This window comes from Streptomyces sp. JLYT201 (assembly GCF_059448825.1).
In genome coordinates this window covers 2620670-2640739 of the sequence record NZ_CM182551.1, presented here as the reverse complement: position 1 = coordinate 2640739, position 20070 = coordinate 2620670, and the positions used below count along the sequence as shown (strand labels likewise).

Annotated in this window: 17 protein-coding genes; 5 read left to right on the top strand and 12 right to left on the bottom strand. The window is 74.4% G+C overall.

Going from position 1 to position 20070, the window contains the following annotated elements; all coding sequences use genetic code 11:
- Nucleotides 1-19 precede the first annotated feature (19 nt).
- From AC5WAM_RS10365 to AC5WAM_RS10345, 5 genes are all read right to left on the bottom strand, one after another.
- Entirely contained in the window at nt 20-1717 is a 1698-nt protein-coding gene (locus tag AC5WAM_RS10365; RefSeq protein ID WP_495522409.1) for a nitrite/sulfite reductase, read from the bottom strand.
- Nucleotides 1718-1829: 112 nt separating this feature from the next.
- On the bottom strand, nt 1830-1913 hold the full coding sequence (locus AC5WAM_RS10360; protein WP_318783855.1) for a putative leader peptide: 84 nt from the start codon (nt 1911-1913) through the stop codon (nt 1830-1832).
- Nucleotides 1914-2172: 259 nt separating this feature from the next.
- Nucleotides 2173-2739: a GNAT family N-acetyltransferase gene (locus AC5WAM_RS10355; protein ID WP_366795149.1), complete on the bottom strand. Its 567-nt coding sequence runs from the start codon at nt 2737-2739 to the stop codon at nt 2173-2175.
- A 120-nt stretch (nt 2740-2859) separates the two neighbouring features.
- The gene (locus AC5WAM_RS10350; protein ID WP_366795150.1) at nt 2860-4161 is read right to left on the bottom strand and encodes a GAF domain-containing protein; all 1302 of its coding nucleotides are present in this window, start codon (nt 4159-4161) and stop codon (nt 2860-2862) included.
- Nucleotides 4162-4438: 277 nt separating this feature from the next.
- The gene (locus AC5WAM_RS10345) at nt 4439-6073 is read right to left on the bottom strand and encodes an acyl-CoA dehydrogenase family protein (protein WP_495522408.1); all 1635 of its coding nucleotides are present in this window, start codon (nt 6071-6073) and stop codon (nt 4439-4441) included.
- 17 nt (nt 6074-6090) lie between these two features.
- Between AC5WAM_RS10345 and AC5WAM_RS10340 the strand changes: the two genes are divergently transcribed.
- Nucleotides 6091-7221: a YihY/virulence factor BrkB family protein gene (locus AC5WAM_RS10340; RefSeq protein ID WP_495522407.1), complete on the top strand. Its 1131-nt coding sequence runs from the start codon at nt 6091-6093 to the stop codon at nt 7219-7221.
- Nucleotides 7222-7241: 20 nt separating this feature from the next.
- On the opposite strand, the gene AC5WAM_RS10335 is transcribed toward AC5WAM_RS10340, so the two are convergent.
- Nucleotides 7242-8114, bottom strand: coding sequence for an NmrA family NAD(P)-binding protein (locus tag AC5WAM_RS10335; protein ID WP_495522406.1), 873 nt, complete (start codon nt 8112-8114; stop codon nt 7242-7244).
- Nucleotides 8115-8194: 80 nt separating this feature from the next.
- On the opposite strand from AC5WAM_RS10335, the gene AC5WAM_RS10330 reads away from it, so the two are divergent.
- Together AC5WAM_RS10330 and AC5WAM_RS10325 are read left to right on the top strand one after the other, a co-directional pair.
- Complete coding sequence (locus AC5WAM_RS10330) at nt 8195-9169, top strand: AraC family transcriptional regulator (RefSeq protein ID WP_366795155.1); 975 nt, start codon at nt 8195-8197, stop codon at nt 9167-9169.
- Between the two features lie 10 nt (nt 9170-9179).
- On the top strand, nt 9180-9938 hold the full coding sequence (locus tag AC5WAM_RS10325; RefSeq protein ID WP_495522405.1) for a helix-turn-helix domain-containing protein: 759 nt from the start codon (nt 9180-9182) through the stop codon (nt 9936-9938).
- A gap of 52 nt (nt 9939-9990) precedes the next feature.
- Here AC5WAM_RS10325 and AC5WAM_RS10320 read toward each other — a convergent pair whose 3' ends face one another.
- The gene (locus tag AC5WAM_RS10320) at nt 9991-10404 is read right to left on the bottom strand and encodes a VOC family protein (RefSeq protein WP_495522404.1); all 414 of its coding nucleotides are present in this window, start codon (nt 10402-10404) and stop codon (nt 9991-9993) included.
- A gap of 131 nt (nt 10405-10535) precedes the next feature.
- Nucleotides 10536-13424, bottom strand: a complete 2889-nt coding sequence (locus AC5WAM_RS10315; protein ID WP_495522403.1) for a glycoside hydrolase family 2 TIM barrel-domain containing protein — start codon at nt 13422-13424, stop codon at nt 10536-10538.
- A 473-nt stretch (nt 13425-13897) separates the two neighbouring features.
- On the opposite strand from AC5WAM_RS10315, the gene rsgA reads away from it, so the two are divergent.
- Nucleotides 13898-15031, top strand: a complete 1134-nt coding sequence (gene rsgA, locus AC5WAM_RS10310) for a ribosome small subunit-dependent GTPase A (protein WP_495522402.1) — start codon at nt 13898-13900, stop codon at nt 15029-15031.
- A gap of 191 nt (nt 15032-15222) precedes the next feature.
- Nucleotides 15223-16668, top strand: coding sequence for a bifunctional transcriptional activator/DNA repair enzyme AdaA (locus tag AC5WAM_RS10305; protein ID WP_495522401.1), 1446 nt, complete (start codon nt 15223-15225; stop codon nt 16666-16668).
- On the opposite strand, the gene AC5WAM_RS10300 is transcribed toward AC5WAM_RS10305, so the two are convergent.
- From AC5WAM_RS10300 to AC5WAM_RS10285, 4 genes are all read right to left on the bottom strand, one after another.
- Nucleotides 16658-18319: a hypothetical protein gene (locus AC5WAM_RS10300; protein WP_495522400.1), complete on the bottom strand. Its 1662-nt coding sequence runs from the start codon at nt 18317-18319 to the stop codon at nt 16658-16660. The two genes, AC5WAM_RS10305 and AC5WAM_RS10300, sit on opposite strands and share 11 nt — an antisense overlap.
- A 17-nt stretch (nt 18320-18336) precedes the next feature.
- Complete coding sequence (locus AC5WAM_RS10295) at nt 18337-18870, bottom strand: hypothetical protein (protein ID WP_495522399.1); 534 nt, start codon at nt 18868-18870, stop codon at nt 18337-18339.
- A gap of 183 nt (nt 18871-19053) precedes the next feature.
- Nucleotides 19054-19431, bottom strand: a complete 378-nt coding sequence (locus AC5WAM_RS10290; RefSeq protein ID WP_366795163.1) for a PPOX class F420-dependent oxidoreductase — start codon at nt 19429-19431, stop codon at nt 19054-19056.
- A gap of 128 nt (nt 19432-19559) precedes the next feature.
- Nucleotides 19560-20045, bottom strand: a complete 486-nt coding sequence (locus AC5WAM_RS10285; RefSeq protein WP_366795164.1) for a DUF456 domain-containing protein — start codon at nt 20043-20045, stop codon at nt 19560-19562.
- Nucleotides 20046-20070 lie beyond the last annotated feature (25 nt).

The following is a 20070-nucleotide window of genomic DNA, read 5'->3' as shown; positions in this document are numbered from 1 at the left end:
CTCGTCTCGCTCGCGGCGCTCACGAAAGGGCGTCCTCGTCGGCCCGCGCGGCCCAGGCGGCGAACCGCTCGCCGTCCGCGCGCTCCGCCTGGAAGCGCTTGAGCACCCGCTCCACGTAGTCCGGCAGCGCGGCGGAGGTCACCTTCAGGCCGCGCACCTTGCGGCCGAACCCGGCCTCCAGACCGAGGGCGCCGCCCAGGTGCACCTGGAAGCCCTCGACCTGGTCGCCGTTCTCGTCCAGGACGAGCTGGCCCTTGAGGCCGATGTCGGCGACCTGGATGCGGGCGCAGGCGTTCGGGCAGCCGTTGATGTTGATGGTGATCGGCTCGTCGAAGTCCGGGACGCGGCGCTCCAGTTCGTCGATGAGCGAGGCGCCGCGCGCCTTCGTCTCGACGATGGCGAGCTTGCAGAACTCGATGCCCGTGCAGGCCATGGTGCCGCGCCGGAAGGGGGAGGGGCGCACCGTGAGGTCGAGCGACTCCAGGCCCGCCACCAGGGACGCGACCTGGTCCTCGGCCACGTCGAGGACGATCATCTTCTGCTCGGCGGTGGTGCGGAGGCGGCCCGAGCCGTGCCCGGCGGCGAGGTCGGCGATCTTCGTCAGGGTGGTGCCGTCGACGCGGCCGACGCGCGGGGCGAAGCCCACGTAGTAGTTGCCGTCCCGCTGCCGGTGCACGCCCACGTGGTCGCGCCAGCGCTCCAGGGGCTGCTCGGGCGCGGGCCCGTCGACGAGCTTGCGCAGCAGGTACTCGTCCTCCAGGACCCGGCGGAACTTCTCGACGCCCCAGTCGGCGAGGAGGAACTTGAGCCGGGCGCGGGTGCGCAGCCTGCGGTAGCCGTAGTCACGGAAGATCGAGATGACGCCCTCGTAGACGTCCGCCACCTCGTCGAGGGGCACCCAGGCGCCGAGCCGCTGGCCGATCTTGGGGTTGGTGGACAGGCCGCCGCCGACCCACAGGTCGAAGCCGGGCCCGCGCTCGGGGTGGCGCACGCCCACGAACGCGATGTCGTTGATCTCGTGCGCCACGTCGAGCAGCGGTGAGCCGGAGATCGCCGACTTGAACTTGCGCGGCAGGTTCGAGAAGGCCGGGTTGCCCACGATGCGGCGGTGGATCTCGTCGATCGCGGGCGTGCCGTCGATGATCTCGTCCTCGGCGATGCCCGCGACGGGCGAGCCCAGGATGACGCGCGGGGTGTCGCCGCAGGCCTCCGTCGTGGACAGGCCCACGCCCTCCAGGCGGCGCCAGATCTCCGGCATGTCCTCGATGCGGATCCAGTGGTACTGGATGTTCTGCCGGTCGGTGATGTCGGCGGTACCGCGCGCGAACTCCTGCGAGATCTCGCCGATGACGCGCAGCTGCTCGGTGGTGAGCCGTCCGCCGTCGATCCGCACCCGCAGCATGAAGTGCTCGTCGTCCAGCTCCTCGGGCTCCAGGATCGCGGTCTTGCCGCCGTCGATCCCGGGCTTGCGCTGGGTGTAGAGGCCCCACCAGCGCATCCGGCCGCGCAGGTCGTTGGGGTCGATCGAGTGGAAACCGCGCTTGGAGTAGATCGTCTCAATGCGTGTCCGCACATTGAGACCGTCGTCGTCCTTCTTGAACTGCTCGTTGCCGTTCAGCGGCGTGAAGTGACCGGCGGCCCACTGGCCCTCGCCGCGGTGGCGGCCCGCCTTGCGACGGGGTGCGGCAGGCGTGGGTCGGTCCGGGTCGGTGGCCATGGGTACGTCCTTCACAGCAGACTGAGAGCGGCTCTGACCTGCGCACTCGCGCGAAGGCACGGTGGTGCGCGGGGAGGGGGTCAGTACAGGGAAAGCGGCGGTGCTGGGTCTCTCAGCTCGCCGGACACATGGCGCTGGACACGCGGACGAGGTCGACGTGACGTCGACTCACCAAGGCGATTCCAGCTCGAGACATGGCGAAAGCGTGGCACGCGTCTTTCCGGACCGTCCACCACCGTCTGCATTATGGACGAAGTTGTCTCGGATGGTGGACTGTGAAGGGCTGTCAAGCCCCGCGTGGGACGCCCCGGACCCGCCCCTTCCCGATTCCCTGGGGCTCCGCCCCCGGACCCCCGCTCCTCACACGCCGGAGAGGCTGAAACGCAGCCGCAAGCGGCACCATCCAGCCCGTCCGGCGTGTGAGGACGAGGCGCGAAGCGCCGAACAGGCCGCGGCTACGCGTACGCCCCCGGCCACGGGCCCGGCGTCGGCTGCTCCGGCTGCTCGGCCGTCTCCGTGCGGAAGAGCTTGAAGCCGCGCCGCACGTAGTTGTCCATGGCGTGCTCGCCGTCGAGGCTGCACGTGTGCAGCCACACCCGCTTCGTGGGCACCCGCTCCGGCCACCGCTCGGCCAGGTCCCAGGCCCGCGCCGCGCCGTACGCCAGGAGGTGACCGCCGATGCGCCGCCCCCGGAAGGCCGGGGCGAGGCCGAAGTAGAGGATCTCCACGGCCCCGTCGTCCTGTGGGTCGAGCTCGACGTACCCCGCCGGCGTGCCCTTCTCGTACGCCACCCACGTCTCCACGCCCGGCCGCGTCAGATGCTCCCGCCACTGCTCGTAGCTGAGCGAGAGGCGGTCGACCCACTGGATGTCGCCGCCGACGGCGCAGTACAGGAACCGGCTGAACTCGGGCGAGGGCACCTCGGCCCGCACGATCCGTACGTCGCCGTCCGGCACGGCGGCGGGCAGCAGATCGGTGGGAGCGGTCTGCTCCAGGGACCAGGTGGTGACAGTGATGCTCATGGCGGCCAGGGAATCACGGGTCCTGCCGGGGCCGCCACGAGGGGCCGGGGCACGGGGTCGGGGCACGGAGATGACTCGTGTCATCTCGGTGGCGGTGCGACGGCGGGCACGCCCCCGCCCTCAGGGCACCGCGCCCGCCCGGGCCCGGATCACCGCCGGGGCCATGGAGTGCGGAAGGAGCCGCGTCACGTCCTCGGGCAGCACCAGATCGACCTCCGCCTCCTCGTGGAAGCGGTACGGGCGGTGCGCCACGAGGCCGCCCAGATAGCGCCGGACGCGGGACAGCTCGGCGCGCACGGTCACCGTGCGGCCGGGGTCGCCGAACAGGTCGGCGGCGAGGCCCGCCGCGCTGCGCCCCGCCCGCTGCGTGGCGAGCAGATAGAGCAACTCGGCGTGGCGCGGCGACAGTTCGTGGGTCCAGCAGCCCGCGCTTCCGGTGACGGTGACCGACCAGCGGTGCGCCCCGCTGACGTCCACCACCACCCGGGTCGTGGCCGAGGTGGCGGCCACGGCGGCCTCGTCGTCCTCCACGCGCAGGAGCCAGCCGCCGGGCAGCGGCGCCACCGCGCAGCGGCCGAGCGAGGGCAGCCACGCCCGGCCGTCCGTGAGGGACTTGGGCAGGGTGATCCGGTCCACCGGCGGCATCCCGGTGACCGCCGCGGTCCAGCCGTGCGGGTCCACCGCCACCGCGCGCCCGTCGAGGCGGGCGAGGAGCGGCGCCGCCACCGAGCGCAGCCGGTCCAGGGCCGTCAGATGCCCCTCGCGCAGCCGCGCCTCGGCCAGCTTGGCGACCGAGCAGACCAGGGCGAGCGTCGCCGGGTGCATGGTGTCGAGCGGGCCGCTGATGTCGACGACGCCGAGCAGCCGCCCGTCGCGCGGGTCGGTGATGGGCGCGCCCGTGCACGTCCACGGGTGGTGCGAGCGCACGAAGTGCTCGGCGGCGAAGACCTGGACGGGGCGCCGGGTGACGATCGAGGTGCCCACGCCGTTGGTGCCGACCACGGTCTCGCGCCAGTCGGCGCCGACGTCGAAGCCGTGCCCGTCGGCCATCCTGAGCACGGACCTGTTGCCCTCGCGCCACAGCAGCCGCCCGTCGGCGTCCGCGATCACCATGATGTGCTGCGCCACGTCCGCGACGGAGAGGAGCCCCTCGCGCAGCACCGGCAGGACGGATCTGAGGGGCGAGGCCTGCCGCCGCCGCTCCACCTCGTCCGTGCTCAGGACGCCCGAGCGGAAGTCCCGCTCGGGGTCTACGCCGGTCGCCAGCATCCGGTCCCACGACGCGCCGATGACGGGCCGGGGCCCGAACCTGGCGCGCTGCCCCGTGATCCGGGCGTCCCGCATCTCCAGGATCGCCCGCGTGGCCTGGGCGGCGTTCGCGGCGGCGAGCCGCTCCAGGTCGAAGGTGGCGTGCGTGTTCATCACCGGTTTCCTCCCGCTCTTTGAGCAGGCCCACAGAGGGGACACGTACTCATCGTGCCCGTTGGGACAGGCCGAAGGACATGCCTCGGCCGTGTTGTCGAAGGCCGGAGTTGCAACCCCCTGCAACTCTGGCGAACAGTCGTGCGGTGTCCAAAACTTGGCAGTACGCCGCCTCGCGCGGCGCCCGTCCCGACGGGGACCTGAAGACCGGGGGTGGTGCCGTGTCGGCGCAGCACCACCCCCGTGACAGGGCCGCCCGGCGGCCCGCGGCGGCACCTCAGAGGCGCACGGCCGCCCGCTCCACGACCGCCCCCAGATCCAGGCTGTGCGGCAGCGTGCCGAACGCCGCGCCCCAGTCCCCGCCGAGCCGCGAGGCGCAGAACGCGTCCGCCACGGCGGGCGGCGCGTGCCGCACGAGCAGCGAGCCCTGGAGCACGAGCGCCATCCGCTCGACGAGCCGCCGCGCCCGCCCCTCGATGCCCTCCAGGTCGGCGAGCTCGGTCAGCAGGTTCTTGATCGCCGCGTCCAGGCGGTGATCGGCGCCGCGGGCCGCGCCCACCTCCTCCAGGAACGCGTTCAGGGCCAGCGGCTCCCGCTGGAGCGCGCGCAGCACGTCCAGGGCCTGGACGTTGCCCGAGCCCTCCCAGATCGAGTTCAGCGGCGACTCGCGCAGCAGCCTCGGCAGGCCCGAGTCCTCCACGTAGCCGTTGCCGCCCAGGCACTCCAGGGCCTCGGCGACGAGGGGCGTGCACCGCTTGGTCACCCAGTACTTGGCGGCGGGCACCGCGAGCCGCAGGAAGGCCTGCTCGCGCTCGCTCCCGTCGTCGTACGCGGCCGCGAGGCGCAGCGCGAGCGTCGTCGCCGCCTCCGACTCCAGGGCCAGGTCCGCGAGCACGTTGCGCATCAGCGGCTTGTCGAGGAGCCTGCCGCCGAACGCCTCCCGGTACGTGGCGTGGTGCACGGCCTGCGCCACGGCCTGGCGCATCAGGGCCGCCGAGCCGATCACACAGTCGAGCCGGGTCGCCGCCACCATCTCGATGATGGTGCGCACCCCGCGCCCCTCGTCCCCGACCCGCCGCGCCCAGGTCCCGTCGAACTCGACCTCGCTGGAGGCGTTGGAGCGGTTTCCGAGTTTGTTCTTCAGGCGCTGAATGGCGAACGCGTTCCGTGAACCGTCGGCGAGAACGCGGGGAACGAGGAAACAGGTAAGGCCGGATTCCGCTTGAGCGAGCACCAGGAATCCGTCGGACATGGGGGCGGAACAGAACCACTTGTGTCCGACGAGTGCGTACGTGCCGTCCTCGGAAAGCGCCGTCGCGCGCGTCGTATTCGCGCGGACGTCGCTTCCGCCCTGCTTCTCCGTCATTCCCATGCCGAAGAGCGCGCCCGCCTTCTGCGCGGCGGGCCGCAGCCCCTCGTCGTACACGGTGGACGTCAGGAGCGGCTCCCACTCGGCGGCAAGCGCCGGGTCGGTGCGCAGGGCCGGGACCGCCGCGTGCGTCATCGACACCGGGCACCCGTGCCCGGCCTCGGCCTGCGTCCACACCAGGAACCCGGCCGCGCGCCGCACGTGCCCGCCCGGCCTGTTCCAGGCGGAGGTGAGGCCCGCCGCGACGGCCTTGCCGAGCAGGCGGTGCCACGCCGGGTGAAAGGCGACTTCGTCGACACGGTTCCCATAACGGTCGTGCGTGTGCAGAACGGGCGGGTTCTCGTTGGCGAGCGTCCCCCACTCCTGCGCCTGCGCGGATCCCGCGGTGCGCCCGAGCAACGAGAGCTCCGCGCGGGCGCCGTCGAGGAGCGCCGGGTCGAGATGACGTTCGACCCCCTCGGCCAGCGCCCGGTCGCACGTGAAGACGTCATATCCCACCAGGGGCGGAGCCTGGTTGGTCACTGTGTGGGTGGTGGCTGCCATGCCGCTACGGTAAGGAGGTGCACCAGGCAAAAGAAACACCCGGGCGCCCACCGGGCCGCTGGAACCGGGCCCGCGCTCTTTATCGCAACGTCTCCAAGCGCAGGACCGCCTGGCTGCTCCTGAAGGACACCGTCAACTCCTGCATCGAGTACCGCGTCCTGGGGCTCGCGGCGGAGGCGGCGTTCTTCACCCTGCTGTCCGTGCCGCCGCTGCTGCTCAGCCTCATCGGGCTGCTCGCGTACGTGGACCGGTGGACCGGCGCCCACACCATCGAGAGCGTCGAGAACAACATCCTGGAGGCGTCCCGCACGATCCTGTCCGAGAAGGGCGTGCGCGAGATCGCCCAGCCGATCCTCGAGGACGTCATGAAGGTAGGCCGCCCGGACGTCGTCTCGATAGGGTTTCTCTTCGCCCTGTGGTCGGGATCCCGCGCCGTCAACGTCTTCATCGACACCATCACCGTCATGTACGGGCTCGACGGCGCCCGCGGCATCGTCAAGACCCGGCTGCTGGCCTTCGGGCTCTTCCTCGTGGCGCTCGTCATCGGCTCGGTGGCGCTGCCGCTGATGGTGGCCGGCCCGGACGCGGTGGTGAAGCTGGTCCCGGGCTCCGCGACGGTCGTGCAGATCCTGTACTGGCCCGTGGTGATCCTGCTCTCCGTCGTCTTCCTGACCACGCTCTACCACGTGTCCGTCCCGGTGCGCTCGCCCTGGGTGGAGGACATGCCGGGCGCGCTCATCGCCCTCGGCATGTGGGTGCTCGGCAGCTTCCTCCTGCGCATCTATCTGACGAGCACGGTGGAGGGGCCCACCATCTACGGCTCCCTGGCGGCGCCCGTCGCCGTCCTGCTGTGGATCGGCGTGTCCGCCTTCGCCGTCCTCGTCGGCGCCGCCGTCAACGCGGCGATCGACCGGGTCTGGCCGTCGCTCCAGACGGCCGCGGCGCGCGCCGCGCAGGACCGGGTCAAGGAGGCCAGGGCGGCCGAGCTCATCGCCCGGGCCGCCGCCGCGCGGGCCGAGGAGGACCCCGAGGACCCCGACATGCCCGCGGAGTTCCCCGAGCGCTGGTCCCGCTTCCTGCCCCCGGACGACGTCTCGGGCCGCCTCCGCGCCCACCACGGCAAACGGGACGACCCACCCGAGTCCTAGCGGCCGCCGCGGGGGCGGGGTCACGCCTTCCAGGCCCCCGCGTCCGCCGCCTCGCCCACGAACGCGGTGAATTCCCTCGGCGCCCGCCCGAGCACCTCCCGCACCCCGTCGGAAACGTGGGCGTTGCGCCCGTCCAGATTCGTCTCGAAAAGCTCGATCAGAAATTCCACTTCTTCTTCCGGAACACCGAAGTCCGTGAGCGCGGCACCATATTCGCGCGCGCCCACAGGAACATAGACGAGCGGCCTTCCGATCGCCGCGGATATCTCCGCCACCGCGTCCCGGAAGGAGAGCAGCCGCGCCCCGCTCACCTCGACGATCCGCCCGGCGTACCGCTGACCGGCGGCGAGCGCCGCGACCACCACGTCCGCGATGTCCCGTACGTCGACGAACGGTTCGAGGACCTCCCCGGCCGGGAAGACGAGCTCCCCGGCCCGCAGGCCGTCGACGAGCGGGCCCTCGCTGAAGTTCTGCGCGAACCAACTGGCGCGTACGACCGTCCAGCGGGCGACCCCCGACTCCGTGAGGGACCGCTCCGTGGCGTGCGCCTGGTCCTCGCCGCGCGCGGAGAGCAGGACGAGGTGGCGCACGCCCAGCTCCGCGGCCCGCCGGGCGAGCGCGCCCACGGCGTCCGCGGCCCCGGGCGCGCCGACGTCCGGGAGATAGGCGAGATAGGCCGCGTCGGCGCCGCGCAGTGCGTCGTCCCAAGTAGAGCGTTCGTTCCAGTCGAAGCGGACCTCTCCGGAGCGGGACGCGGCGCGCACGGTGTGTCCCGCCGCGCGGGCGGCCTGCGCGACGCGGCTTCCGGTGCGTCCGGTGGCCCCGGTCACGAGGACCGTCAGGGCGGTGGCGGTGGTCGGTTCGTCCGTCGTGTGCTGCGAGTTCGTCGTCATGCCCGCAGTCAACTGCGGCCCGCGCCCCGCGGCCATCCGTCAGGAACTCACCCGCATGTGCGTGCGTCTACGCTGCCCCCATGGACGTACTCGCAGGCTTGCTGGAGGGCCCGCGCGCACGGGGGGCCTTCATGATCAGGGCGTGCTTCGAGCCGCCGTGGGCCGTGCGCATCGCGGACGAGGCACCGGTCTCGGTCATGATCATGGTCAAGGGCGACGCCTGGATCGTCCCCGAGGACCCGGCGGGGGAGACGGGCGGGGCGGGACGGTGCGGCGCCCCGGCCGCGCCCCAGCTGATCCGCCCCGGCGACGTGGCCATCGCGCGCGGCCCCGACCACTACCGCGTCGCGGGCGAGCGGGACACCGCGCCCTTCGCGGAGATCCGGCCCGGCCAGGCCTGCGCCCCCCTGGGCGGCGCGCCGGACGGCCACTACGCGAGCTTCGGCCTGCGCGAGTGGGGCCAGCGCGGCGGCCCCGTCCAGATGCTGATCGGGACGTACCAGATGCAGGGCGAGATCACCGCGCGGCTCCTGGACGCGCTGCCGCCGCTGCTCGTGCTGCCCACGGAGGTGTGGGACTGCCCGCTCACGCCGTTCCTCGCCGAGGAGATCGGCAAGGACGAACCCGGCCAGGAGGTGGTCCTCGACCGCCTGCTCGACCTGCTGCTCATCGCGGCGCTGCGCGCGTGGTTCTCCCGCCCGGAGGCGGCGGCCCCGGCCTGGTACCGGGCGCTCGGCGACCCGGTGGTCGGCCCCGTCCTGCGGCTGCTCCAGGACGACCCCGCGCACGCCTGGACGGTGGCCTCGCTCGCCGCGGCGGCGGGCGTGTCACGGGCCGCGCTGGCCCGCCGGTTCACCGACCTTGTGGGCGAGCCCCCGATGACGTATCTGACCGGCTGGCGGCTCGCGCTCGCCGCCGACCTGCTGCGCGACAGCGAGCAGACGATCGCCGCGATCGCCCGCAAGGTCGGCTACGGCAGCGCGTTCGCGCTGTCCAGCGCCTTCAAGCGGGTGTACGGCGTCAGCCCGCAGGAGCACCGCACGGGCGCGGCGTAGCCTGGGAACCATGGCCGCGGGGGAGCGGGGCGAGGACGCCTCCGGGTACGCCGCCGGGTACGCCGAGCGGCCGTCCCCGGTGCTGCCGGGGGCTGTCGTGTGGACCAAGGCCGCGGACCCCTCGGGCGGCGGCTCCGCCGTCCTGCCCGACGGGTGCATGGACCTGCTGTGGACCGAGGGCAGGCTGTTCGTCGCGGGCCCCGACACCCGCGCCCACGCGCCCGGCGGTGCGGCCCCCGGCGCCCCGGCCCCCGGCCGGTACGTGGGCGTCCGCTTCGCCCCCGGCACGGCCCCCGCGCTCCTCGGCGTCCCCGCGCACGAACTGCGGGACCGGCGCGTGGACCTCGCCGACCTGTGGGGCGGGGCCGAGGCCCGGCGGCTGACCGCCCGCGTGGACGACGCCGCCGACCCGGCGGCCGCCCTGGAGCTCCTCGCGCACGAGCGCCGAGGCCGCGCCCCGGCGCCCGACCCGCTGCTCGCCCGCGTGGTGGCGCAGCTGAACGCGGGCCGCGGCGTCGCCGAGACGGCCGCCGCCGTGGGGCTCGGCGCCCGGCAGCTGCACCGCCGCGCGCTGCCCGCCTTCGGCTACGGCCCCAAGACGCTGGCCCGCGTGCTGCGCCTCCAGCGGGCGCTCGCGCTGGCCCGCGGCGGCCTCGGCCGGGCCGAGACCGCCGCCGTCGCGGGCTTCGCCGACCAGGCCCATCTGGCGCGCGACGTCAAGGAGTTGACGGGGGTGCCGCTCGGCCTGCTGCTGCGCGCCGACGGGTAGCGGGGGAGTCGGGCGGTGGGGAGCGGGGCGGTGGGGGAGCGCCCGCCCGCGATCACGCGAACAGATCGACCCCGTTCCCGTCCGGGTCGAGCACCACCGCGTACCGCTGCCCCCACGGGGCGTCGAACGGCTTGGCCTCCGAGCGGTACCCGGCGGCCACCAGCTCTTCGTGCACCGCGTCCACGCCCTCGGCCGTGCCGCAGTGGAAGGCGAGCCCGAGCCGCCCGGACCCGGCCGGGGGCCGCCAGTCGGGCAGGAACGACCGGATGGTGGCCTCCGTGTCGAAGGCCACCCGCAGACCGTTCGGCAGGGTGGTCTCCACGTGCGGCGACTCCTCGGAGCCGGGGGCGAAGACGAGGCCGAGGCGGCGGTAGAAGGCGAGCGAGGCCGCCATGTCGGAGGTGACGATGCCGATCAGGTCGAGCCGGGGCGTGACGCGGGGTGTGCTGCTGCTGTCGCTGTTCATATCGGGAGCGTAGGAGGGGCGCCCGCGCCCGGTCTTGAAGGAAACGGACACCTCCTTCAAGGAGGCGGACACCACCTCGAAGGAGGCGGACACACCCTGAGGGGAGCGGACGCCGTCGGGAAGGGCGCCTCTCACCGGACCGGTTTGGCCGCCGAGAAGGTGAGGGCGAACTCCGCGAAGGCCGGGCGCAGTTCGTACTGCGGCAGCACGCCGGGCCCGCACGACTGGCTGCCGATGCCGCGCTGGCCGTGGTCCAGATGGACCCACACCGTGTCGCTGGGCACGAGGTCGGTGCGGTGCGCGGCGGCGTCCAGCTCCTCGGTGGACCACGGGCGCGCCGTGAACCAGAACGCCGGGTCGCCCACGATCCGCACCCCCGGCCCGTCGAAGCCCGTGCGCAGCTCCGCCCAGCGCACGTCCGCGCGGGCCCCGTTCTCCTGCGGCCGCAGATACGGCGTCTGCATCCGCTCCACCGACGAGACCCACCAGCCGAGGCGGGAGGCCGCCCGGGTGTCCGGGTACGCCTCGCCGTCGCCGCCGAACCAGCGGGCGCTGCCGTACCCGGAGGGAAGCCCGAGCCGTACGCCGAGCCGGGGCAGCGGCACCTCCCAGTCGCCCTCCGGCGTCACCGAGACCGTCAGGCGCAGGGCGGTGCCGTCGGAGGTCCAGCGGTAGACGGTGCGCAGCGCGAGGTCGCGGGCGGCGGGCGCCACGCGGGTGCGCACGGTCAGCGCGTCCCGCGTCACGTCGAGGTCGTCGAGCCGGTGCTGCACGCGGTGCAGGCCGAGCGTGCGCCAGAGCGGGCCGTAGCGGGTGTCGGGCTGCCACGGCGCGCCGTCGTCGTTGTCGGTGGGCGCCCGCCACACGTCCAGGCGGGGCGGGGACGTCAGCGTGACGTCGCCGATGCCGCGCAGCTCGCCGGTGCGGACGTCGAAGCGGCCGGGCCCGAGGGTGAGGTCGTAGCCGCGGCGGCGGGGCCGCTCCCCGGTGGCGACCGGCACGGGCGGGCGCGCGGTGACGGGGAAGTCGGCGAACGCCACCGCGTGGTCCAGGGCCGTCCAGTTGGTCTCCTCGCAGACGAGGGCCGACAGGTGCAGCCAGGTCTCGGCGTCCCGCGCGGCGGCGGGCGGATCGGGCAGCTTCAGCTCGACGCTCTCGCCGGGCCCGAGGTCCGGCGGCACGTCCAGCGGCCCGGAGACCGACCGGACCTCGTCGTCCGCGCGGTCGCAGTGGTACGTCCACTCGAAGGACAGCTCGGCCAGGTCCGCGAAGTCGTACAGGTTGGTCACCCGGACCGTGCCGGTGTCCGCGTCGTACGCGAACCGCACCGGCTGGATCACCCGCTTGTACTCGATGAGGCCCGGCGAGGGCCTGCGGTCGGGGAAGCACAGGCCGTCGCAGACGAAGTTCCCGTCGTGCAGCTCCTCGCCGAAGTCACCGCCGTAGGCGTAGCCGAACGCGGGGTGCTTCAGGCCGTGGTCGGCCCACTCCCACACGAACCCGCCCTGCAGCCGCTCGTACGTCTCGAAGAGGCGCTGGTAGTCGCTCAGTCCGCCGGGGCCGTTGCCCATCGCGTGCGCGTACTCGCACAGGATGAAGGGCAGTTCGCGGCGCGCCCCCGGGCCGCCGTCCTCACGGCGGCCGATCCGCTCGACCTCGGCGTGGTCGGCGTACATGCGCGAGTACATGTCGGTGTCCGCGCACGACGGGTCGCCCTCGTAGTGCAGCAGGCGCCCCGGGTCGCGGCCGCGGATCCACTCGGCCATGGCGGTCAGGCCGCGCCCGGTGCCGCACTCGTTGCCGAGCGACCAGATGACGACCGACGGGTGGTTCTTGTCGCGCTCGACGGTGCGGGCCGCGCGGTCCAGGAGCGCCGGGGTCCAGCGCTCGTCGTCGACGGGATTGCCGCGCCACTGCCGCATCGTGAAGCCGTGCGTCTCCAGGTCGCACTCGTCGATGACCCACAGGCCGAGCTCGTCGCACAGGTCGAGGAAGGCGGGGTGCGGCGGGTAGTGGGCGGTGCGGACGGCGTTGATGTTGTGCTGCTTCATCAGCCGGACGTCGGCGCGCATCGTGTCGAGGTCGACGGCGCGGCCGGTCTCCGGGTGGAACTCGTGCCGGTTCACGCCGCGGAACAGCACCGGCCGGCCGTTGACGGTGATCAGCCCGTCCCGGAGGGCGACCGTGCGGAACCCGATGCGCAGCGGCACCCGCTCGCCCGGCGTGGTGAGGACCCCGTCGTACAGGCGCGGCCGCTCCGCCGACCACGGCTCCACGGCCACGGTCACGCTCTCGCCGGTGGCGACGTCGACGCCGAGCTCCGGCACGGTCACGCGCCCCGGCACGTCGGACTCCACGCGGAGCGTGCCCGTCCTGTCGCGGTGGTCGTACGACGCGTGCGTGAAGTGGTCGCGCACGGCGCCCTCGGGCCGGTGCAGCAGCGTCACGTCCCGGAAGACGCCCGGCAGCCACCACTGGTCCTGGTCCTCCAGGTACGACCCCGACGACCACTGGTGCACCCGCACGGCGAGCACGTTGTCGCGGGGCCGCAGCAGGGCCCCCACCGCGAACTCGTGCGGCAGGCGCGACCCCTTGAAGTCGCCGAGGAGCGAGCCGTTGAGCCACACCCGCGCACAGGAGTCGACCCCGTCGAAGCGCAGCGTCACCTCGCCGTCCGCGGGCCAGTCCTCGGGCAGGTCGAAGCCGCGCAGGTGGTCACCCGTCGGATTCTCGGTCGGCACCCGCGGCGGGTCCACGGGAAACGGATACATCTGATTGGTGTAGATCGGCGAGCCGTGGCCCTGCAGCACCCAGTGGCCGGGCACCACGACCTCGTCCCAGGCCGCCGCGTCGAACCCGTCGGCGGCGAACGACTCGTCCTCGTCCGCGGCCCCGGGCGAGAGGCGGAACCGCCAGCTTCCGTTCAGCGAGAGCACGGCGGCGTCCGACCCCGCGTACCACGCACGGGGCGGCAGACCGCCGGTACCGGGGGACACGTCCTCGTGGTAAGGGAGCTCCATCCCCCCATCAGAACGCGCCGGACCGGGCCCACTCAATCATTTCGCCCCGGGCGTTGTTGGATTTCTGCCGGGACGCTTGGACGGGGCGGGGGGTGGTGACGGGTGGGTGGCGGGGTGGGGGCGGGTGGGTGACGGACGGGCCGACGACGGGTGCGGGGGCGAAGCCCGGGTGCGGGCCCGGGGACGAGTGCGCGTGCGAGCCCTGGGACGGCCCGGGGCGGGCGGGAAAAGGGGTGGCGTGGTTTTGGTGGGCGGGGCTAGAGTCCTGAGCGTTCCCCGGCGGCGTGTGTCGCCGCCGTCGGTCGAGTCGTGAGTGGAGGTGTGACCAATGGCTGTCGTTGCGATGGGTGCTGCCCGCGTTCGGACGTTCGTCATCACATCCACCTCCGTGGTCTCCGGCTGACCGATCTCTCTGCGTCTTTCTTCGCGCCGTCGTGCGCGGGCCGGGGCCGCCCTTGTGAAGGGTTCTCCCCTTGTCTTCGTCTTCTTCTTCCTTCTCCTCCGCCTCCTCCTTCCCGGCCGCCGGTGCCCACGCGCTGGCCGCGTACGGCTGGGACGAGGACTGGGAGGCCGCCTTCGCCCCGTACGCGGAGCGCGGGCTGCTGCCCGGCCGGGTGATCCGGGTCGACCGGGGCAGCTGCGACCTGGTCGTCACCGAGGAGGGGGTCGTCCGGGCCGACACCACGTACGTCACGCCGCACGACCCGCTGCGGGTCATCTGCACCGGTGACTGGGCGGCCGTGGACGCGCCCGGCGGCGACCCGCGGTACGTGCGCGACTATCTGCCGCGGCGCACCTCGTTCGTGCGGTCCACCTCGTCCAAGCGGTCCGAGGGGCAGATCCTCGCCGCCAACGTCGACCACGCGGTCATCGCCGTGTCCCTGGCCGCTGAGCTTGACCTCGGGCGCGTCGAGCGGTTCCTCGCGCTCGGCTGGGAGTCCGGCGCGCAGCCCGTCGTCGTGCTCACCAAGGCCGACCTCGTCCCCGACGCGGCATCGCTCGCCCACCTCGTGCAGGACGTGGAGACCGCCGCGCCCGGCGTGCCGGTCCTCGCCGTCAGCGCGGCGCACGGGGACGGCGTCGACGTGCTCGCCGCCGTCGTCTCCGGCGGCACCTCCGTCCTGCTCGGGCAGTCCGGCGCGGGCAAGTCGACCCTCGCCAACGCCCTCGTGGGCGCGGACGTCATGGACGTACAGGCCGTCCGCGACGTCGACGGCAAGGGGCGGCACACCACCACCACCCGCAACCTCATCCCGCTGCCCGGCGGCGGCGTGCTCATCGACACGCCGGGGCTGCGCGGCGTCGGCCTGTGGGAGGCGGGCAGCGGCGTCGGGCAGGTCTTCGCCGAGATCGAGGAGCTGGCCGAGGACTGCCGCTTCCAGGACTGCGCGCACGTCGCGGAGCCCGGCTGCGCGGTGCTCGCCGCCCTGGAGGACGGCTCGCTGCACCAGCGGCGGCTCGACAGCTACCGGAAGCTGCTGCGCGAGAACCAGCGGATCGTCGCGAAGACGGACGCGCGGGTCCGGGCGGAGATGCGGCGGGAGTGGCGGCGGCGCGGGGCCGAGGGCAAGGCCGCGATGGAGGCCAAGCGGGGGCGGTTGCGCTAGCGGCCGCCCGGGCCTGCTCCGGGGTGCCCCTCGGGGGTGCCTCGGAGCGGCCCAGGTCGTCCGGTCGCCCGGCAGCCGGGGCTTCGGCACCCGGGGCCGTGCCCACGGGGCGTGCCCACGGGCCGTGGGCACGGGGGCTCCGTGTCCGATTTCCGCTAGCTGTGGCGCCTGGGGCCACCCACACTGGAGGGGTGAACGATCTCGACACCAGGTACGAAGCCGTCCGCAGCCGCGATGCCCGGTTCGACGGGGAGTTCTTCTTCGCCGTGTCCACGACGGGGATCTACTGCAGGCCGAGCTGTCCCGCCGTGACGCCCAAGCGGCAGAACGTGAAGTTCTATCCGACGGCGGCCGCCGCGCAGAGCCAGGGCTTCCGGGCCTGCCGGCGGTGCCGCCCGGACGCCGTGCCGGGGTCCGCGGAGTGGAACGTGCGCGCGGACGTCGTGGGCCGCGCCATGCGGATGATCGGCGACGGCGTCGTGGACCGCGAGGGCGTCGGCGGGCTCGCGGTGCGACTCGGGTACAGCGCCCGGCAGGTGCAGCGCCAGCTCACCGCCGAGGTGGGCGCGGGCCCCGTCGCGCTCGCCCGGGCGCAGCGCGCGCACACCGCGCGCGTGCTCCTGCAGACCACCGACCTGCCGGTCACGGAGATCGCGTTCGCGGCGGGCTTCGCCAGCGTGCGGCAGTTCAACGACACCATCCGCGCCGTGTACGAGCTGACGCCCACCGCGCTGCGCGCCGCCGCGCCCAAGCGGGGCGGCGGCCGGGCCACGCCCGCCGCGGGCATCCCGCTGCGCCTCGCCTACCGCGGGCCCTACCAGGCCGTCGCCGCCTTCGACCTGCTCGCCGACGAGGCGCTGCCCGGCGTGGAGGACGTACAGGGCGAGCGCGGCACCCGCACCTACCGGCGCACGCTGCGCCTCCCGCACGCCTCGGGCATCGTGGCCGTCGAGGAGCGCGACCCGCGCAGGCGCGGCGACGCCGGGCGGAGCGGCTGGCTGGAGGCCCGGCTGCACCTCACGGACCTGCGGGACCTGACCACGGCCGTCCAGCGGCTGCGCGGCCTGTTCGACCTGGACGCCGATCCGTACGCCGTCGACGACCGCCTCGGCACGCACCCCCGCCTGGCGCCGCTCGTGCGCGCCCGGCCCGGGCTGCGCTCGCCCGGTGCCGCGGACCCCGAGGAGTTCGCGATCCGCGCGGCCGTGGGCCGGGAGGCCGCCGCGCGGCTCGTGACGGAGTACGGCACGCCGCTGCCGTCCCCCTGCGGCGGCCTCACGCACGTCTTCCCCGAGCCCGCGGCCCTGGCCGACCGGCTGCCGCTGGCGGCCGCGCTCGCCGAGGGCGTCGTACGCCTGGACGCGGGCACCGACCGCGACGACGCCGAGCGGCGGCTGCGCGCCGTGGACGGCGTGGACGCGACGGCGGCGGCCGTCATCCGCATGCGGGCCCTCGGCGACCCGGACGTGGCCCTGCCCGGCGAGCGGGTGGACGACGCGTGGCGGCCCTGGCGGTCGTACGCGGTACGGCACCTGCGGGCGCAGGCGCGTGCGGAGTCGTCAGGGTCGCCCGGGTCGTCCGGGTCGTCCGCGCTGTCCGGGCCGTCGGGACCGACCGAGCCGTCGGTCACCGGCTGAGCCGGGTCCGTCCGGCGCGGCGCCGCGCGTACCAGCCCGTCGCGACGAGGGCCGCCGCCAGGGCCGCGGCCGACGTCACCGCCACGCCGGTGGAGGCGAGGCTGCCGCCGGTGGGGGAGGCGGTGCCGGAGCCGCCGACCGAGCCGCTGCCGGATCCGCCGCCCGTCCCGCTTCCGGAACCGGGCCCGGCACCGTTTCCGGATCCGCCGGTGGTCCCGGAGTCCGGGCCGCCGCCGTCCGGTTCGTCACTCGCTTCGTCACTCGGTTCGTCACCTGGGCCGTCGCCCGGTCGCGCGCCCTCGACCGTCAGGGTCGCGGGCTCCGTGTGCGCGGTGCCCGCGTCGCTGGTGAACTCCGCGCGGAAGCGGTGGCCGTCCTGGGCCGCGCGGGCCGTGAAGGTGTACGAGGCCTTCGGGGGACCGGCGGCGTCCGCGGCGGCGCGCCAGGAGCGGCCGCCGTCGGTGCTGCGCTGCCAGCGCGCGACCGGCGCGGGGGAGCCTTCGGCGCGGGCCGTGAGCGTCACCTCGGCGCCGTCCTCCGCCGTGACGTCCTGCGGTGACCGCGTGACGCGCGGCGGAGTCGAGGGGACGATCCGGGTGACGCGGCCCTGGGCGGGGCTGGTGACGAAGACCTCCGCGCCGCCCGGCGCCACCGCGACGGCGGCGGCGCCCAGTTGGGCGACGTTGCCCTGCAGCGGCACCGGCTTCGCCGAGGGCTTCAGGGTGCGGGTGTCGAGGACCGTCAGGGAGCCCCGGCCGTCGTAGTCGGGCGCGTCCGGGTCGCCGACGTCCTGCCGGGCGACGTACGCGCGGCCGCCGTCGAAGGCGACGTCCGTGGCGAGGTCGGTGCCGGTGAGGGTGGTGCGCGGGGTGCCGTCCGCGCCGAACACCATGATCTTGTCCTGGCGTCCCACCCACACCGCGCCCGTGCCAGGGTCGACGGCGGTGAAGCCCTCCACCCCCTCGGTGACGGGGAGTTCGACGGTCCTGGTCACCGTGAAGGAGCCGGTGTCGACGCGGTAGAGGCGGTTGTTCGCCAGGTCCGCCGACCACACCGCCTCGCGGCGCGCGTCGACGGCGAACCTCCCGCCGCCCGCGAGGGTCACCGTCCGCCGGACCGCGCCGGTGGCGGTGTCGACCTCGGTGAGGGCCGTGCCCTGCGCGACCAGCGTCGTACCGGCGGCGACGCCGGGCCCGACGTCCGTCACCTTGGCGCCGGGCAGCCAGACGCCGCGTGCCCGCGGGTCGCCGCCCCTGGCCGTGCCGAGGCCCTTGAGCGGGTAGTGGAAGACGACGCCGTCGCCGGGCAGCGGCCCCGCGATGCGGCGCACGGCCACCGCGCCGAGGGCGCCCGTGGCGCCGGGCGCCTCGGCGGTGCGGCCGCGTACGGTGCCGTCGGCGCGGTCCAGGACGCACAGGCCCGTCTCGTTGACGTCCGCCGTGCCGGTGTCGTCGTCGGAGCCGACGTAGAGCTTGCCGGAGTCGGGGTGGAGCGCGATGTCGAGGGGTTTGCCCGCCGTGGTGAAGTCGGCTGCGCGGTGGTAACCGGGCCCGCCCGCCGGGGGGTTCGCGCCGTCGTCGGCCGGTGCGAACCCCGCGGTGAGCGCGGCGAGGGTCGCCGCCGCCGCGGTCAGGGAAAGGTGGCGTCTCATGGCGGCAGCGGCCCCGGCTACTGGAAGGTGATGGGGATGTGTACGTCGTACTTGCGGTCGCCGGAGTCGGTGTGGTCGGCGCGGGTCACGATCGCGCACTCCACGGTCTCGCCGCAGACCTTGCCGCCGCCGAGGTCGGCCTTCACGTGGACCTTCACCGAGAAGCCGCCGTTCGCGCCGAAGCGGGAGCTGTTGGGCACGGTGCCGCCGCCCGCGTTGGACACCCAGTGCGAGGCGCCGGTGGTGCCGGACTGGTCCTGGCCGCCGAGACAGGGGGTCGGCTTGTTGGCGCCGGGCGCGCCCTCGACGGCGCACAGGCCGACGTAGACGCCCTGCGCGGTGTTGTAACCGGTGCCGGACACGGTGACGTTGACGCCCCCGGCCGCCGCGGTGTTCGGCCCCGTCAGGGCGAGGCGGTAGGTCTTGCCGCCGTCGGTGACGGTTCTTTTCGCGATGACGTCGGCGGCGGACGCCGAGCCCGCGAGGCCGACGGTGAGCGCGGCGGCCATGAGCGGGGCGACGGGCAGGAGGGCACGGGTACGCGTACGCATGGGTGCGGGCACCCTTCTGGGCCGAGCGAAGCCCCGAAGGGCTCGCTAGTTAGGTAAGGCATACCTAAGCTCCCCTGTCCTTCGGTGTCAACGCCGTCACCGCCCGCCTCCACCGCCGCGCCGCCTGTGCCCTCCGCGCCGCGCCGCCCGTCCCCTCCGCGCCGCCCGCCTCCTGGCCCGCCGTCACCCCGCCTCCTCCTCCAGGCCCCAGCTGTGGATGCGCTGCGGGCGGATGCGGATCAGCTCCTCGCTCAGCCCCGGCCCCAGCTCGTGCGGGCCGGTGAGCAGCTCCGCCTCGCCGCGCACGTCCACGCCGCGGACCCGCCACGGGTGTTCGCTCACGATGTCGTCCACGACCAGCGCCACCTTCGGATTGGCCTGGAGGTTGCGCCACTTCTTCGTGGTGCCCATCGCGTAGCCGCCGATGAGGATCGTGCCGTCGTCCTGTGGGAAGAAGCCGACGGGGTTGGCCTGCGGCTGCCCGTTCGGGTCGACGGTGGCGAGCCTGCCCAGACGCTGGGACTTCAGGTACGCGCGCTCGGCCGCGCTGAATTCGGTCATGGGGTGAGGCTGGCACGCGGATCCGGTGCGCGCACCGGTGCGTCGGCCCACGTCACGGGCGCGGGGCCCCGGGGGCTGCCCCCGGGGCCCCGCGCACGGAACCCGCGGCGCTCGGCGGCGCCGCCCCGTCATCCCCTGGCCAGCACCGCGCCCACCCACGCCCCCACGATCAGCAGACACGCGTACAGTTCCACGAACACGTTCCAGCCACCCGCCCGCAGGGCCGTGCGCACCGCCGTCACGGCCTCGCCGTGTCCGCCGAGCCGCAGCCGCTCCGCCAGATACATCCCGCCCACGAACCCGGGCGCGGCGCCGAGCACGGGCAGCAGGCAGAACCCGAGCAGCGCCCCGGCCCCCGCGTACGCGGCCGTGCGGTGGCCCGCCCCGGACTCGCGCAGGCGCCGGGGCGGCAGCTGCCAGCGGACCGCCCGGGACAGCAGGAGCACCAGGGTCGCGCCCACCAGGACGCCCCAGGCCAGGCCGTGCGGGTCCTGGAGCGCCCACCACAGCACCCCGGCCCACACCAGCCACGAGCCGGGCACGCCGGGTACGAGGACGCCGCACAGACCGAGCAGCATCACCACGCCGACCAGCGTGAGCTCCCACGCTCCCATCTGCCCAGGGTGCAGGAGCGGCCGC